Annotated in this window: 13 protein-coding genes; 2 read left to right on the forward strand and 11 right to left on the reverse strand. The window is 66.6% G+C overall.

Annotation, left to right across the window (positions count from 1 at the left end):
* Window positions 1-6 precede the first annotated feature (6 nt).
* The 11 genes from LRX77_RS08405 to LRX77_RS08455 all read right to left on the reverse strand — a co-directional run bounded on the left by LRX77_RS08405 (window position 7) and on the right by LRX77_RS08455 (window position 12,446).
* Complete coding sequence (locus LRX77_RS08405; protein ID WP_231832451.1) at window positions 7-1,104, reverse strand: UDP-N-acetylglucosamine--N-acetylmuramyl-(pentapeptide) pyrophosphoryl-undecaprenol N-acetylglucosamine transferase; 1,098 nt, start codon at window positions 1,102-1,104, stop codon at window positions 7-9.
* Window positions 1,101-2,252: a putative lipid II flippase FtsW gene (gene ftsW / locus LRX77_RS08410; protein WP_231832452.1), complete on the reverse strand. Its 1,152-nt coding sequence runs from the start codon at window positions 2,250-2,252 to the stop codon at window positions 1,101-1,103. Before ftsW ends, LRX77_RS08405 begins: the two co-directional genes overlap by 4 nt.
* Complete coding sequence (gene murD, locus LRX77_RS08415; protein WP_231832453.1) at window positions 2,252-3,748, reverse strand: UDP-N-acetylmuramoyl-L-alanine--D-glutamate ligase; 1,497 nt, start codon at window positions 3,746-3,748, stop codon at window positions 2,252-2,254. Before murD ends, ftsW begins: the two co-directional genes overlap by 1 nt.
* Window positions 3,745-4,839: a phospho-N-acetylmuramoyl-pentapeptide-transferase gene (gene mraY / locus LRX77_RS08420; protein ID WP_231832454.1), complete on the reverse strand. Its 1,095-nt coding sequence runs from the start codon at window positions 4,837-4,839 to the stop codon at window positions 3,745-3,747. Before mraY ends, murD begins: the two co-directional genes overlap by 4 nt.
* Window positions 4,836-6,245 carry a UDP-N-acetylmuramoyl-tripeptide--D-alanyl-D-alanine ligase gene (locus LRX77_RS08425; protein WP_231832455.1) on the reverse strand — a complete coding sequence of 470 codons (1,410 nt, stop codon included), beginning with the start codon at window positions 6,243-6,245 and terminating at the stop codon, window positions 4,836-4,838. The genes mraY and LRX77_RS08425 overlap by 4 nt, the downstream gene beginning before the upstream one ends.
* Entirely contained in the window at window positions 6,242-7,921 is a 1,680-nt protein-coding gene (locus LRX77_RS08430) for a Mur ligase family protein (RefSeq protein WP_231832456.1), read from the reverse strand. The genes LRX77_RS08425 and LRX77_RS08430 overlap by 4 nt, the downstream gene beginning before the upstream one ends.
* Before the next feature lie 18 nt (window positions 7,922-7,939).
* Window positions 7,940-9,700 carry a peptidoglycan D,D-transpeptidase FtsI family protein gene (locus tag LRX77_RS08435; RefSeq protein WP_231832457.1) on the reverse strand — a complete coding sequence of 587 codons (1,761 nt, stop codon included), beginning with the start codon at window positions 9,698-9,700 and terminating at the stop codon, window positions 7,940-7,942.
* 48 nt (window positions 9,701-9,748) lie between these two features.
* Complete coding sequence (locus tag LRX77_RS08440; RefSeq protein WP_231832458.1) at window positions 9,749-10,327, reverse strand: septum formation initiator family protein; 579 nt, start codon at window positions 10,325-10,327, stop codon at window positions 9,749-9,751.
* Window positions 10,324-11,313, reverse strand: a complete 990-nt coding sequence (gene rsmH / locus LRX77_RS08445; RefSeq protein ID WP_331716150.1) for a 16S rRNA (cytosine(1402)-N(4))-methyltransferase RsmH — start codon at window positions 11,311-11,313, stop codon at window positions 10,324-10,326. Before rsmH ends, LRX77_RS08440 begins: the two co-directional genes overlap by 4 nt.
* Entirely contained in the window at window positions 11,303-11,734 is a 432-nt protein-coding gene (gene mraZ, locus LRX77_RS08450) for a division/cell wall cluster transcriptional repressor MraZ (RefSeq protein WP_231832459.1), read from the reverse strand. The genes rsmH and mraZ overlap by 11 nt, the downstream gene beginning before the upstream one ends.
* A gap of 325 nt (window positions 11,735-12,059) precedes the next feature.
* A complete protein-coding gene (locus LRX77_RS08455) occupies window positions 12,060-12,446 on the reverse strand; it encodes a DUF3040 domain-containing protein (protein WP_231832460.1) in 387 nt (128 codons plus the stop codon).
* Between the two features lie 87 nt (window positions 12,447-12,533).
* Between LRX77_RS08455 and LRX77_RS08460 the strand changes: the two genes are divergently transcribed.
* Window positions 12,534-13,637: a polyprenyl synthetase family protein gene (locus LRX77_RS08460; protein WP_231832461.1), complete on the forward strand. Its 1,104-nt coding sequence runs from the start codon at window positions 12,534-12,536 to the stop codon at window positions 13,635-13,637.
* A 36-nt stretch (window positions 13,638-13,673) separates the two neighbouring features.
* Window positions 13,674-15,860, forward strand: coding sequence for a protein kinase domain-containing protein (locus LRX77_RS08465; protein ID WP_442961625.1), 2,187 nt, complete (start codon window positions 13,674-13,676; stop codon window positions 15,858-15,860).
* Window positions 15,861-15,882: the final 22 nt, after the last annotated feature.

The raw sequence follows: 15,882 nt of genomic DNA on the forward strand, positions 1-15,882 counted from the left end.
TCCTCCTCAGTGCTTCTGCTCTGCAACGCTTCGGGCCATCTCGGCGAGCCGCTGCGCCGCATCGACGATGCCGATGCCGACCGCGGCATCGCGCATGGCGTCGAGACGGCCGCGGTCGGCCAGCAGGGGCAGCAGCACCTGCAGCACCCAGGTCGCATCGAGGTCTTCGTCTCGGGCCAGCAGCGCCGCGCCGGCGGAGATCGCCGGGCGCGCGTTCAGCTCCTGCTCCCCGTTGCCGTGCGGGTACGGCACATACACTGCGGGCACGGCCAAAGCCGTGAGCTCGCAGACCGTCGAGGCCCCCGATCTGGAGACCGCCAGCGACGCGACCGCGAGGGCGTCCTGCATGTGGTGGCAGTACTCCATGAAGTGATACCCGTCGACTTCGGGGTCGGCCGCGTCGTTGCGCGCGCCTGCAACGTGCAGCACCTGCCAGCCGGCATCGACGATCTGCTGCGCCCCGGCGACGAGCACCTCGTTGATGTGCTTCGCGCCCAGCGAGCCGCCGGTCACGAGCAGCACCGGGCGCTCGTCGAGCCCCAAGCCTGATCGCGCCGCAGAGACGAGCTGCTCATCGCTGCCGGCAGCGCGGGCATGCGCGATCTCGGCGATCTCGGGTCGCAGCGGCATTCCGACCACCTCGGCGCCCGTCAGCGGTGTGTCGGGAAAGGCGACCGCCACGTGCGCCGCGCGCTTCGCGCCCAGACGATTGGCCAGACCGGGCCGAGCGTTCGCCTCGTGCACGAGGTAGGCGACGCCTTCGCGCCTGGCCGCGAGATAGGCCGGCGCCGAGGCGTAGCCGCCGAAGCCGATCACGGCGTCGACTCCCCGGCTCACGATGATGGAGCGCACCTGCCGCACCAGCGAGCCGAGACGCTTCGGAAACGCCAGCGCCTGTGCGTTCGGCCGACGCGGAAACGGCAGCTTGGCGATGGTGAGCAGCTCGTAGCCGCGGGCCGGCACCAGCTCGGCTTCGAGCCCCTCGGCAGTGCCGAGCACCAGGATGCGAGCCGCGGGATCGCTCTCTCGCAGAGCATCGGCCGTCGCGAGCAGCGGGTTGACATGGCCGGCGGTCCCGCCGCCGGCCAGCAGATAGGTCGTCACGAAGAAGTCCTTTCGGTATTGGCGATGCCGAGCACCACGCCGAGCATGAGCAGATTGGCCACCAGAGATGATCCACCGTAGGACACCAATGGCAGAGGCACTCCGAGCACAGGCAGCAGACCGAGCACGACCGCGATGTTGATGAAGGCCTGGCCGACAGTCCAGGTGAGGGCGCCCGCGACCACGATCTGCTCGAACGGCCGCTCGGCCAGACGCCCGATCAGCCGCACCATCAGAATCGCGAGCAGCACATAGAGCCCGATGAGCGCGATCAGGCCGATCAGCCCGAGCTCTTCGCCGATGATGGCGAAGATGAAGTCGTTCTCGGCCTCGGGCAGCCAGGCCCACTTCGATTTCGAGTTGCCCAGTCCGACGCCGAAGATGCCGCCCGCGGCCAGCGCCCACGTGCCGTGGGTGGTCTGCCAGCAGGTGCCGCTGTAGTCGGTGCAGCCCGATGACCCGGCCCAACTGGCGATACGGCTCAGACGGTTGGCGCTGCCGATCGCGAAGATCCCCGCGATGACTCCCCCGGCCACGGCCAGCGTGCCCAGGAACCGCAGCGGCACCCGCCCCACGAAGAAGCAGCCGAACACGATGATCAGCATCACCATCGCCGTGCCGAGATCGCGACCGGCCATGACCAGCCCGACCGCGGCGGCGACCCAGACCAGCACGTGTTTGCCGAAGACTTTGAGACTCGTCAGCTCGTCGCGTCGCTCGCTGAGCACGCGGCCGAGCCAGATCACCAGCGCCAGCTTCATGAACTCGCTCGGCTGCACGCTGAACCCGCCGATGTTCAGCCAGTTTCGGTTGCCGCCGCCGGCAGATCCGAGCGAGGTGCTCACCACCAGCAGCTGCACCAGCATGGTCGCGATGAGCAGCGCCTTCGACCAGCGCCTCAGCACCTCCATGGGGATGCGAGAGACGAGCAGCATGGCGGGGAAGGCCAGCAGAGCGATCAGGCCCTGTTTCATGAACAGGCTGAAGAACGAATTCGAAGCAGAGTACGAATCGATCGATGACGCCGAGAGCACCATGGTGAGCCCGAGCAGCAGCAGCAGCGTGATGACGCCGAGCAGCTGACCGAACGACTTCGTGATGTGGCGTTGCCCGCCGAGCAGCCGGATGCGCGTGTTGTTCGCGCCCATCACGCGCTTTCCCGGAGCCCCTGCACTGCTGCGGCGAAGAGGTCGCCGCGCTGGGCGTAGCTGACGAACTGATCCCACGAGGCCGAGGCCGGCGCCAGCAGCACGACGTCGTCGGGGCGAGCCATCTGCGCTGCGGCCGCGACCGTCTGCCGCATCACCTCGGCGCCGGCTTCGACGTCACCGGGTTCGGCGACCACCTCGATCTCGTGCGTCTCGACCTCGGGCGCGAGTCGGGCGAACAGATCGCGCACCGTCGACCGATCGGCACCGACGATCACGGCGCCGCGCAGCCGTCTGTGCTCCCGCTCGATGAGCGGCGCGAGATCGATGCCCTTGAGCATGCCCCCGACGATCCAGACCACCGAGTCGAACGACTCGATCGCCACACGAGCCGCGTGAGGGTTCGTCGCCTTCGAGTCGTCGATCCAGACGACGCCGTCGATCTCGGCCACCGGCGTGATGCGGTGGCCATCAGTGTGAAACTCGTCGAGCGCCTGGGCGATCGCAGCCGGCTCGACCCCGGCGGAACGGACCAGAGCGATCGCCGCCAGCGCGTCGAGCACCAGATGGCGCAGGCCGAGACCGTGTGCCTGCAGACGCGACACCGTGGTGATCTCCTGCGCGTGCGTCTCGCGGTTCGGGATGAAGGCGCGATCGGCGATCACGTCGTCGACGATGCCGATCTGACCGACTGACGGTGCCACCGGGCCGACGCCGATCGCACGGGCCCCTGCCACGACATCCGCCTGCTCGACGATGTGCGTGATCTGCTCATCGCCGATCGGATACACGCATGCCGTCTGCACGTTCTCATAGACGCGAGCCTTGGCCGCCGCGTACGCCTCGACACTGCCGTGCCAGTCGACGTGGTCGGAGTCTATGTTCAGGCAGACGCTCGCCCACGGGCTGACGTGGTTGATGTAGTGCAGCTGGAAGCTGGAGAGCTCGACCACGATCGCGTCGTAGGCCACCGGCTCGCGAATCAGATCGAGAATAGGCACGCCGATGTTGCCGCATGCGGCGGCGCGCAGACCCCCCGCGACGAGCATGTCGGTCGCCATCTCGACGGTCGTGGTCTTGCCATTGGTGCCTGTGACGCAGAGCCACTTCGTGTCATGGCCGCGCTGGCGCTGCAGGTGCCAGGCGAGGTCGATGTCGGTCAGCAGCGGCACCTGCTGCTCACACGCCCACTGCACTGCGGGATGATGCGGCGAGAAGCCCGGCGAGACCACGATGGCCTCGGGTGCGAACTCCTGCAGCACCGGGACTTCGTCGCCGTCGTGGGCTATCGGCCGCCACTGCGCCCCCAGCACGCCGAGCAGGTCGATGTGCTCGGCAGACGCGCTGCGCCCCATGGCCAGCACGTTCGCACCCAGTTCGACGAGGGTGTCTGCCACGGAGAATCCGGTCACGCTCATGCCGAGCACGGCGACCCGTCGGCCTGCGAAGGTCTGGTCGTCGTGCGTGCTGCCGAAGAAATCGGTCTTGTCAGTCATCGTGTCGTACTCACCCACTGCACATAGAAGATCGCGAGCCCGGCGACCGCGCAGAGGCCGGCCAGCACCCAGAAGCGCACGACGACGGTGACCTGTGCCCAGCCTTTGAGCTCGAAGTGATGGTGCAGCGGCGCCATCAGGAACACTCGCCTGCCTCCGCTGATCTTGAAGAAGCCGATCTGGATGAGCGACGAGAGCAGCGCGACGACGAACATGCCGCCGATCAGCACAGAGAGCACCTCGGTGCGGGTGACCATCGCGACCGCCGCGAACGCGCCGCCGAGCGCGAGCGAACCGGTGTCGCCCATGAAGATCTGAGCCGGTGACGTGTTCCACCACAGAAACCCGATCAGCGCTGCCATGATCGACGTGACGATGATCAGCACGTCGAGTGGATCGCGCACCTCATAGCACTGCCCGAACGAGACGCCGGAGGCTCGTTCGCAGTCCTGGTTGAACTGCCAGAAGGCCAGCGCGCCGTAGGCGCCAAAGGCGAGGATGCCGATGCCGGCGGCGAGGCCGTCGAGGCCGTCGGTCAGATTCACGGCGTTCGAGAAGCCGGCCACGATGCCATAGACCCAGATGAAGAAGATGACGGCCCCCGGAATGACTCCCCAGGCGAAGAGGTCGATCGGGGTGTCGCGCAGCACAGAAACGTGCGTCGACACTGGGGTGAGACCGTTCTGATCGGGGAACTGCAGCACTCCCCAGGCGAAGAGACCCGTGATCGCCAATTGCGCGATCAGCTTGGCCGCAGGTGTCAGCCCGAGCGAACGATGGTTGCGCACCTTGATGTAGTCGTCGGCGAACCCGACGAGTCCCATGCCGACGGTCAGTCCGAGTACCAGCAGACCGGTCGCCGTCACGCCGGTGCCGGTCACCAGAGCCGACACGAAGTAGCCGACGAGCACGGCGACGAGGATGACGATGCCGCCCATCGTGGGCGTTCCCCGTTTGGTGAGGTGGGTGCGCGGGCCGTCCTCTCGGATGAATTGTCCCCATTCGAGACGATGAGCCAGCCTGATGAACAGAGGCATGCCGAAGATCGAGATGACCAACGACACCGCAGATGCGACGAGTACGCTGATCATGCTCTGGCGGCATCCTCGTACAGGCGGTCTCCCAGGAATCTGAGCCCCGCGGCGTTCGACGACTTCACCAGGACGACATCTCCTTCTCGCAGTCGTGGCGCCAGCCAGTCATGCGCTTCATCCGCGTTCTCGCAGTAGACTGCTTCGCCGCCCCAAGAGCCCTCCTGCTCTGCAGCAAGGAAGATGCGGCGGGCATCGGTTCCGACGACGACGAGCTGATCGATGTTCAGCCGCACGACGTCTTGGCCGATCTTATCGTGCTCGGTGCCGCTGGCCTCGCCCAACTCGCCCATGGCACCGAGAACGGCGATGGTTCGATGTCCGGTTCGGCGGATGCCGGCGAGCGTTCGCAGGGCTGCCGACATCGATCCCGGGCTGGCGTTGTAGCCGTCGTTGATCACCGTGACGCCGTCAGTGCGATGCAGCGCCTGCATGCGCCAGCGCTCACCCGACGGAAGGCTCTCGAGACCGGCGACGATCTGCGCACGGCTGAGGCCCATATGCAGTGCCGCAGCCGCCGCCGCCGCGATGTTCCAGGCATTGTGCTCACCGAGCAGTGCGACGCTCGGCTCGACCGTCTCGCCGTTGAACGTCAGTTCGACGCGAAGACGCTCTCCATCCGGCTCGACGGCGCCGATGCGCACGGCGGCGTCGCTGCGGGCTCCGAACCAGACGACCTGGGCCCGCGTGTGCTCGGCCATGCGACAGACGTTGGCGTCATCGGCGTTGAGCACGGCGGCGCCGGTCTCGGGCAGGGATTCGACGAGTTCCTGCTTCGCGATGCGGATGTTGTCGACTGAGCCGAACTCTCCCACGTGGGCCAGACCGACCTGCAGCTCGACGCCGAGGTCTGGATGGGCGATGCCGGAGAGGTAGCGCAGGTCGCCGATGTGGCTGGCCCCCATCTCGACGACAACGAACCGGGTCTGCAGCGTCGTCTGCAGCATGGTGATCGGGGCACCGACCTCGTTGTTGAACGACCCCTGTGGAAACACCGTCTCACCCGCCTGCGACAGCAGGTGCGCGAGGATGCGCTTCGTGGTGGTCTTGCCCGCCGAGCCCGTGATGCCGATGACGTGCTCGAGCCGGCCGTCGGAGCGGGCCTGAAGCAGCACGGCCTCGGCGAGCAGTCCGAGCGCACGGGTGGCGTCGGCGACCACGATCTGCGCCAGCGTCGCCTCGGGTACGGGATGCTCGACGATCGCCGCGGTCGCCCCCTGCCGCTGGGCGGTGACGACATAGTCGTGCCCGTCACCGCTCTCGCCTCGGCGAGCGACGAAGAGGTCGCCGGCAGACACCTCGCGGGAATCAGTGCGCACAGCGCCGGTCACCAGGCTGGCATCGGTCGGGTTGACCAGTGTTCCGCCGACGGCATCAGCGATCCAGAGAACATCTGCGGTGATCATGCCTGCTCCTTCATGGTCTCGGCGTCGTCTGACTCGGCAGCTGCGAGGTCGCCGAGGCGCACGCCGTCGGCCGGGTCCTGGCCTCCGCGGCGCGAGTGGTTCGGCTCGAACCCTGCCTCGCGCAGGGCTTCGCGAGCCGCCCCACGAGAAGAATAGGGCAGCTTCACGCCGCGCACCTCGTGGTAGTCCTCGTCGCCCGGACCGCACACGATGATCGTGTCGTCATCGTCGGCGAGACGGATCGCCGTGCGGATGGCCGCCGACGGATCGCCCACGTCATAGACCTCGGCCGGATGATCCACGGCACGAGCCGCATCGACGAGCACCGACCTGATCGCATCGGGATCCTCGAACCGGGGATTGATGTCGTTGACCACGAGCACGTCGCTGAGTTCGCTGGCGACGCGACCCATCGCCGGGCGCTTGTACGGATCACGGCCGCCGTCTGCGCCCAGGATGAGCACGATGCGACCCTTTGTCTGTTTGCGCACCGCCACCAGCGTGCGCTCCAGTGCATCCTCGGTATGCGCATAGTCGACGAAGAACGTCGGCCCGGTGGCGCCAGAGACACGTTCCAGGCGACCGGGCAGGTACACCCCTGCCAGCACATGGGCGTCGAGACCCGACTCGATCTGCTGCGCATCGATGATGCCTGATTCCACAAGCATCACAACCGCGAGCACGGCGTTGACGTCCATGTGCACGCCGGGCACTGACAGCACGATCGGCCAGCGCTGCCCGTCGGGTCCGACGAGTGTGCCGGTCGATCCGTCCGGGCGATCAGCCTGATCGACCAGCTGCCAGTCGCATTCGTCGTCGGTGCCGACCGTGGTGACCGGAAGCTCGGTCTCCCGAGCGAGTCTCCTGCCCCATTCGCTCTCGAGCGAGATCACCGCACGATCGGCTCGATCCGCGGTGAACAGAGCGCGTTTCGCGGCGAAATAGTGTTCCATGTCGCCGTACTCGTCCAGGTGCTCTGGGCTCAGGTTGGTGAAGCCGACCACGGCGAAGCGCACTCCGTCGATGCGGTGTCTGGTGACGGCCTGGGCCGAGACCTCGACCAGCAGAGCCTTGGCACCGAGCTCCCGCATGCTGGCCAGCAGGCCGTGCAGCTCGCTGGCCTCCGGAGTCGTCAGAGCGCTGCCCAGCACGTGTTCGCCCACGTGCCGTTCGACGGTCGTGCTCAGTCCGGTGCGCACGCCGGCATGACTGAGCAGGGCCTCCATGAAGTATGTGGTCGACGTCTTGCCGTTCGTGCCGGTGACGCCCAGCGTGGGCAGGCGATGCGTGTCGTTCGCGTAGATGTGCTCGGCGACCTCGCCGAGCACCAGCCGAGGCTCCGGCACGATCAGCAGCGGCAGATCCTTCGCCGAGCCGGCGGCGACATGGGCGCGTCCCGCCTCGTCGGTCAGCACGGCCAGCGCCCCGAGGCGTTTGGCCTCTTCGGCGTACTTGGCGCCATGGGTGTGTTGTCCCGGCATGCCGACATAGAGGTCACCAGGTCGCACGTCACTGCTGGTGAGCGTCACCCCGCTGATCACGAGGTCGGCTGCGGCCCCGGCCGCGGGCCCGCCCGCCGAGGTGGTGATCGGCACTCCGAGCAGATCGGCGACAGTCGCCAGGGTCAGATCGGCCGAGTGCTGGGGACGGATATGGGGTGCGGTTCGCGAAGACATCAGTACATTCTCCCACTCTCACCACGTCGGTGCGTAGTCGGGCAGCTCTCCGGTGGCCGGCGGAACGTTGTTCGTGATCAGCGTCTGCGCCATGATGTCGTGAAACAGCGACATCGTGTTGTCCGAGGTCTTGTCTGTCGCCGGGTTGTAGATCGTGATGCCGACGACATAACGAGGGTCTCCGGCGGGCGCCATGGCCGCCAGCGAGTTCACATACTGGTTGGGCAGATAGCCGCCGTTGGTTCCGGCGATCTGCGAGGTGCCCGTCTTTCCCGCCAGGCTGTAGCCCGCGATCTGCGCCGACTTTCCCACGTACTGGGTGAAGAGCGGCTCGAGCATCCCGCGCAGTTTTCGCGCGGTCTCGGGCTGGATGACCTGTTCAGGCTGCGCCGACGGGTTCTCGGTCGTCGTGCCGTCAGCGCTCGTGCAGCTCTTGATCAGCCGGGGCGAGATGCGCACGCCGTTGTTGGCCACCGCCTGATAGGCGCTGGCGACCTGTATCGGCGTCGCTGCGATGCCCTGACCGAACATGGTCGTGTAGTGCGAGATCTTGTCCCATTTGTCGACTGGGGCCAGCGTTCCGCTCGACTCGGCCGGAAAATCGACCGCCGACTTCTCACCGATGCCGAAGCGCTTGAGGTAGCTGTATCGTGTGGCGTCGTCGACCTTGTCGCCGACCTGCATGATGCCCGTGTTCGACGACTTCATCAGGATGCCGGTGCTGGTCAGGTTCAAGGTGTCGTGATCCCACGCGTCTTTGATGGTGTGCGATGTACCGGGAACCGCGATCGAGCCCGGTGCCTGGAACTGGCTCTCGGGCCCCACGTCGCTGTGCTCCATCGCGGCGGCCATGGTGATCGTCTTGATCGGCGATCCCGGCTCGTAGGTGCTCTGGAAGATGCGCGATCCGCGATCCTGCTCCTTCGACGCGCCGACGTCGTTCGGGTCGAGACTCGGAGTCTCCGCGGCCACGAGGATGTCCCCGGTCTTCGCGTCGAGCACCGTCGCCGAGATCCACTGCGCGCCGAGCTCGCTCTGTCGCTCGGTGATCTTCTGCTGCACGTACCACTGCAGGTCGCGATCGATGGTCAGCTCGACCGTGCCGCCGTCGGTCACCTGCTGCTCGGTGACCGTGGTGCCCGGGATGCGGATGCCGTCGGCACCGCGTTCGTAGCTCTCTTTGCCGTCTGTGCCGGCGAGGCAGCTGTCGGCCAGCACTTCGACACCGGCCTGAGGCTGCTGATCGGAGCTGATGAATCCCAACAGGTTTCCGGCCACTGCACCCGAAGGATATGTGCGGTGCGGAACGGCTTCGATCGCCAGCCATTTGATGTCGAGCGCCCGCAGCTCCTGATACTGATCGGCGTTCAGGTCCTGAGCCACGATCGAGTACTGACTGGTGCCCTCCAACGCGGTCTTGATGCGGGCCGGATCCTTCTTCGTGATCTCCGCAAGCCGATCGATGATCTGCTGCAGCGTCCACTTCTGACCCTTGCCGTCGACCTGCACGATCGAGTCTCCGGCAAGTGTCTGATCAGCCGCGACTCGGTATCGCTGCACACTCTGCGACAGCACGTTTCCCGAGCGATCGGTGATCGTGCCCCGCACCGCCTGCAGCGTGAGGGGCACCGACCGGTTGCCTTCGGCCTGTGCGTTGAGGCCGGGGGCGTCGACGATCTGTATGAACACCAGTCGCACGACGAAGACGAGCGCGACGGCCAAGACCGCGGCCAGAACCACGATCAGACGATGCCGACGATTGCCGAGAGACGGGGCCATTTCAGCATCCCCCGTCGATGGCTGCGTGACGCAGCGAACGCTGAGCCGTCATCGAAGCGTCACCTGCGGCAGGCGCGATCCGTCGTTCTGCGCGGAGTCGGTCGACGTGGTGTCGCCGGCAGTGTTCGACGAGGAGTTCGAGGTGCTCGCATCCGCGGTCGCTCCAGCCTGGAGCTCCTGCTGACTCACCTGCTGCGGCACCTTGGTCTGGTCGCTCTGAGAGGACTTCGACGTGGCATCCGACGTGTTCAGCGTCGCGAGCATGCGATTGTTCACGAGTCCCTTCTGCGAGGCGATCTGCGCTCCCCTGCTGTCGGCCGAGCCGATGGTCTGGCCATCGGCGAGACGCAGGAAGGTCACCTGCGTCGACGGCTCCATGCCCAGGTCTTTGGCACGCTCAGAGAGGTACTGCGGAGACTGCAGCGCCGAGATCTGCTCGCTGAGGCTCTGCCGCTCGCGTTTGACCTGGTTCTGGTCCTGCTGCAGCTGGTTGATCTGGTACCCGCCGTCGGCCAGACCGATGCTGAGCATCAGCTGGGCCGCCAAGGCGACGGCGATGACGGTCGCCAGAATGCCACCGTGAACGATCCGCGTGCGCACGCGAGACGACATCTGCGTCATGGTCATCGGCCCCTCCGAACTCTCTGCACGGCTCGGAGACGAACCGAACGCGCTCTGGGATTCTGCTGCTGCTCGTGATCTGCGGCCTGTTCCGCCCCCCGTGTGAGCGAGACGAAACGGGGCGCGTGCTCTTCGAGTTCGACGGGCAGTCCGCTCGGCGTGCTCGAGGTCGTCGCGCCGCGCATGATGCGTTTCACGATGCGATCTTCGAGCGACTGAAAGCTCATCACCACGACTCGGCCGTCGACGCCGATTCGGTCGAGGGCTTTGGGCAGGGCCTCTTCCAACCCGCGCAGCTCTTGGTTGACTTCAATGCGGATCGCCTGGAAGACCCGCTTCGCGGGGTGGCCGCGGTGGTCGGTCGCCTGCGTCGCGGTGCGTACCGCTTCGACCAGGTCGGCGGTCGTGCTGAGCGGATGCTGTGCTCGCATCTCGCCGATGCGCTCGGCGATGCGTCGGGCGTGCTTCTCTTCGCCGTAGCGTCGCATGATGGTCCAGAGTCGACTCACGTCATAGGTGTTCACGACGTCTGCGGCGGTGAGCCCCTGTGATGGATCCATGCGCATGTCGAGGGGCGCGTCTGCCCGGTATGAGAATCCGCGTTCGAGATCGTCGAGCTGCAGCGACGAGACTCCGAGATCGAAGAGCACCGCCTGTGCGGCTTCGACGCCGCACTGATCCAGCGCCTGATCGATGTGGTCGTACGAGGTGTGCACGAAGCGCACCCGATCGCCGAAGCGCTGCAGGCGCCTGGCAGCCAGGGCGATGGCGTTCTCGTCTCGATCGATGCAGATCGCCTGCGCGTTCTCACATCTGTCGAGCACGGCCTCTGTGTGCCCACCCATGCCCGTCGTGGCGTCGACATAGATGCTGTCAGGCGCGCTGAGCGCCGGTGCCAGCAGGTCGACGCAGCGGTCTCTCATCACAGAGACGTGCAGGGCGCTGGGATCTGCATCGCTGCTCAGATGGGAATAGGTCTCGTCAGAAGACACCGGGAATCACCTCTTCGGCAGTCTCGGAGAACGGCTCTTCGTTGGCGTTCAGATACTGCTGCCACGCGGCGGCGTCCCAGATCTCGGCTCGGTTGCCTGTGCCGATCACGGTCAGGTCGCGAGTGAGCCCGGCGTAGCGTCGAAGGTCGGCCGGCACGCTGATGCGCCCCTGTTTGTCGGGCACCTGATCGCTGGCGCCAGAGAGGAAGAGTCGCAGAAAGTCTCGTGCCTGCTTCGACGTCATGGGCGCCTGGCGAATCGACTGGTGGATGTTCTCGAACTCGCCTGCGCCGAACACGTAGACACAGTGCTCCTGACCACGCGTCAGCACGACGCCGTCGGCCAGCTCGTCTCGAAACTTCGCCGGCAGCACGAGCCGTCCTTTGTCATCCAGCCGAGGCGAATGCGTGCCGAGAAACATGCCGCACTCCTTCCCCGAGCTGGTTGGCCTGCAATGGTCACCACTTTACCCCACTTCCCTCCACCACAGTCCACCAGCTCCGTGGAAAACGCTGCATTCTCAGCGTTTCGATACCTGATGGGTCAGCGCGTGTGGTCGCCTCCCTGACGAATGGCACGCGCAGAGGCCCGGGATGCCGGGGGAGAGCGAGGTCATCGTGAGTGCGAGAGCACAGATGTGGAGGAGAGTGGGGCGTTTTCGTCACGCTGAGACGCAGAGAAGCCCGCCCCTTGCGGGACGGGCTTCTCTGCTGACCGGTTCGGCGGTCAGAACGTCGTGTGGTCGATCACCGGAATCGGCGGTTCCAGCGATCTTCGATGCGCTGCCCCATCGAATCGCCCTTCGCAGACTTCGCCTGATTCGAGCTGTGCGATGCGTCATGCCGGTCGGGATCGGATGAAGTTGACTGCGTCGAGACCGGCCTGGGGCGCATCGCCCAGATGATACTGGCGACGATGAGCACGAAGCCGATCACCCCGACGACGATGAGTTTGGCCGACACCGCCCACAGCAGCAGTGCCAGACCGATCACGGCACCGATCACGCCGAGCACGACGGCCATGCGATTCAGCGAGCGCGGAACCTGATCGGTCGAGACTTCGTCAGACTCGGCCTGGTAGAGGTTGCGCTCCATTTCTTCGAGCAGCTTCTGCTCGTGGTCTGAAAGCGGCATGAGCACCTCCGTTCTCTCACTCGATGACTGCGGTGCAGTCTTGATCTGCGCTCATTCTAAGGGCAAGCGAGGCATTAGGCTAGACAGGTGACCGCCCATTCCACTCTGCTGCAACTGGTTCAGGATCGCATCGACGCATCTCTCAGCCGAGAATCCGCACACCTGCGTCGCATCTCCCCACTCGCCGCTCCGCTCACCGACGAGCTCACCGGTCTGCTGCACGGAGGCAAGCGGTTTCGCTCCCTGTTCTGCTATTGGGGCTGGCGGGCTGCAGAGACCGACGTCAGCGAAGAGCAGTCTCGCGTGCAGCTCGAGTCTGTGCTGCAGCTGAGCGCCGCCATCGAGCTCTTTCATGCGGCCGCGCTCGTGCACGACGATGTGATCGACAACTCCGACACCCGACGCGGTCGCCCGGCTGCCCACGTGAGCTTCGCCGAGCTGCACCGCTCGGGCCGCTGGAGGGGCAACGCCGACCAGTTCGGTTCGTCAGCCGCCATCGTCTTGGGCGACCTGCTGCTCGGCTGGTCTCAGCGCGGTTTCACCGACGCCGTCGACCTGCTGCCTGACGCCGGCATCCGCAGACAGCTGCGTGGGCTCATCGCCGACATGACGACCGAGGTGATGGTCGGTCAGTACCTGGACATCCTCGGTGAGCACGCCTGGCCGGTGCTTCCCGACGACGAGGCCCTCGAACGCTCCGAGACCGTCATGCTCTACAAGTCGGCGAAATACTCGATCGAGCAGCCGCTGCTGATCGGCGCCTGTGTCGCCGGTGCCGACGTCGAGCAGACGAGGGCGCTGTCGGCGTTCGGCGTGCACGCGGGGCTGGCCTTCCAGCTGCGCGACGATGTGCTCGGAGTCTTCGGCGACCCGGCGCAGACGGGCAAGCCGGCGGGCGATGACCTGCGCGAGGGCAAACGCACGGTGCTCGTCGCGCTCACTCGATCGATGGTGCCCGCGACCGTGCGTCACGTCGTCGACGACCTGCTGGGCGACCCCGCACTCACCGGCGACCAGGTCCAGATGCTGCAGGAGACCATCGTCGACTCCGGCGCACTCGCCGCGACGGAGCGTCTCATCGACGATCACTCGGCGCAGGCGGATGCCGCGCTGCAGGCCGCCGCGATCGTCGAGCCCGCCCGTCGAACGCTGGGCGATCTGGCCCGCCAGGCCGCTCAGCGCACCTGCTGATCCGGCCTGAGACAGACCGCCGTCTAGGATGGTGCCGTGACCGACGACTACACGCCTCCCGCAGATCCCCTCATCGGGATGCTGCTCGACGGCCGGTATCGGGTGACCGAGCGCATCGCGCGCGGCGGCATGGCGACCGTCTACCGGGCTCAGGACGAACGCCTCGATCGCGTGGTCGCCGTCAAGGTGCTGCACCTGCATCTGGCCGAAGACGCGTCGTTCCGCAACCGCTTCACGCACGAGGCGTTGGCCGCAGCACGACTGTCGCATCCCAACGTCGTGAACGTGTACGACCAGGGGCAGCAGGCCGGGGTCTGCTACCTCGTGCTCGAGTACGTGCCCGGGCAGACCCTGCGCCATCTGCTGCATCAGCAGGGCCGACTCACTCCGCAGGTCGCGCTCGAAGTGCTCGCACAGGTGCTCGAGGGACTCGCCGCCGCACACCAGGCCGGGCTCATGCATCGCGATCTCAAGCCCGAGAACATCCTGATCAGCCCGGACGGCCGGGTGAAGATCGCGGACTTCGGGCTGGCCCGAGCCGTGGAGAGCTCGACCTCGGCCACCTCGGCCCTCATCGGCACCGTGGCGTATCTCTCGCCAGAGCTGCTGCGCCGCGGCACCGCCGACGAACGTTCGGACATCTACGCGCTCGGCATCATGCTCTTCGAGATGCTCACCGGCGAACAACCCTTCACCGGGTCGGCTCCGGCTCAGGTCGCCTTCCAGCATGCCAACGACGAAGTGCCGCTGCCCAGCTCGATCGTGCACACGCTGCCGTCCGAGCTCGACGATTTAGTGGTCTGGGCGACCCGTACCGATCCGCAGGATCGCCCCGCCAACGCCACCGACCTCTTCGAAGAGACCCGTCGCGTGCAGTCCGAACTCGATCTGCCGGTCGGCTCCTACCGCGCACTGCGCGCCCTGCTCGGCCATGCCGCAGCCGGTGACCGCTCGCTGAACGCCACCGAGGTGCTGCGCCCGACCATGGTCGCGCCGGCGGTTCCGCTCACTCCCCCGTCTCCGGCATCCGCCGTCGCCCGTCTGCCCACAGTGGCCCCGCCGCTGCCCGTCACCGGAGCAGACGGTTTCGACGCCGGCGACGGCCGAGACGCCGACACGACGAGCACCGAAGACCCCGATGCACCAGTTGGCGATGCGGTCGCCCCAGACGAGCGGCCGTCGGTCGAGTCGTCGGATTCGACTGCAGCGACCGACCGCGACCGCAGACCCGATGACCGAGACTCCGCCGGCGATGCGGTGGACGCCGTGCTCACCCGGGTGCACACTCGGCGTCGACGAGGGTGGTCGATCACGGCCGTCGTCGTTGCGGTCACCGTGCTTCTGGCTGCGGCCGGATGGTTTCTCGGCGATGGCCCCGGGGCGCGTCTGACCGTGCCCGATGTGGCCGGCGCGACGCTCGCAGACGCCCAGCGCGTGCTCGCGGATGCCGGCATCGACTCGACGTCGGCCGAGGCGAACAGTCTCGATGTGCCGGCCGGTCAGGTGATCGGAACCGATCCCTCAGCCGGCACACGGGTGCCCAAGGACGCATCGATCTCGGTGGTCGTCTCGCTGGGGCCTCGCATGATCGCGCTTCCCGACGTGGTCGGTTCGAAGGCGGATCTCGCCGACGACGCGCTCGCCCAGGCGGGGTTCGTGGTGTCAGAAGACCGCGCAGAGCAGTTCGACGACAGAGTCGATTCGGGATCGGTCATCGGGGTCACCGGCAGTGACGGCAACACGGTCAAGGCCGCGACCGAGCTGGCCGAGCGTACGCAGCTCGGGCTGGTCGTGTCACTCGGTGCGGTGCCGTCGGTTTCGGGGCAGTCGCTCGCTGACGCGACGACGCACCTGCAGGACGTCGGGCTCAACGTCAGTTCGTCAGAGGCCTTCCACGACACCGTGCCTGCCGGGTCGGTCATCTCGGCGACGCCGGATCAGAAGCCCGTGCGCAGGGGCGACACCATTCGCCTGGTGGTCTCGAAGGGCCCTGAGATGGTGACCGTGCCGGATGTCAGCGGGCAGACCCTGAACGACGCACGGGCGACGCTGCGCGCAGCGGGCCTCAACGGGTCGTCGAACTTTCCCGAGCAGGCGATCCCGCTGAGCACGAGGAGCTACTGGGACGTCGTCACGGTGTCAGGCACCGATCCGGCAGCGGGCACGTCGGTGCGAAAAGGCAGCACCGTGACCATGAAGGGATCGCTCTTCGACGCCTTCTGATCGGCGGCGAGAGCGTGATCGG

The sequence above is a fragment of the Pseudoclavibacter sp. 13-3 genome (genome assembly GCF_021168475.1).
Classification (GTDB): Bacteria; Actinomycetota; Actinomycetes; order Actinomycetales; family Microbacteriaceae; genus Pseudoclavibacter_A.

Excerpts from the sequence above, each read along its gene's own strand:
- ftsW (WP_231832452.1), bottom strand. The coding sequence starts at position 2,252 with ATGGGCGCGAACAACACGCGCATCCGGCTGCTCGGCGGGCAACGCCAC.
- LRX77_RS08435 (WP_231832457.1), bottom strand. The coding sequence starts at position 9,700 with ATGGCCCCGTCTCTCGGCAATCGTCGGCATCGTCTGATCGTGGTTCTG.
- mraY (WP_231832454.1), bottom strand. The coding sequence starts at position 4,839 with ATGATCAGCGTACTCGTCGCATCTGCGGTGTCGTTGGTCATCTCGATC.
- mraZ (WP_231832459.1), bottom strand. The coding sequence starts at position 11,734 with ATGTTTCTCGGCACGCATTCGCCTCGGCTGGATGACAAAGGACGGCTC.
- LRX77_RS08455 (WP_231832460.1), bottom strand. The coding sequence starts at position 12,446 with ATGCCGCTTTCAGACCACGAGCAGAAGCTGCTCGAAGAAATGGAGCGC.
- LRX77_RS08440 (WP_231832458.1), bottom strand. The coding sequence starts at position 10,327 with ATGACCATGACGCAGATGTCGTCTCGCGTGCGCACGCGGATCGTTCAC.
- murD (WP_231832453.1), bottom strand. The coding sequence starts at position 3,748 with ATGACTGACAAGACCGATTTCTTCGGCAGCACGCACGACGACCAGACC.
- LRX77_RS08430 (WP_231832456.1), bottom strand. The coding sequence starts at position 7,921 with ATGTCTTCGCGAACCGCACCCCATATCCGTCCCCAGCACTCGGCCGAT.
- LRX77_RS08425 (WP_231832455.1), bottom strand. The coding sequence starts at position 6,245 with ATGATCACCGCAGATGTTCTCTGGATCGCTGATGCCGTCGGCGGAACA.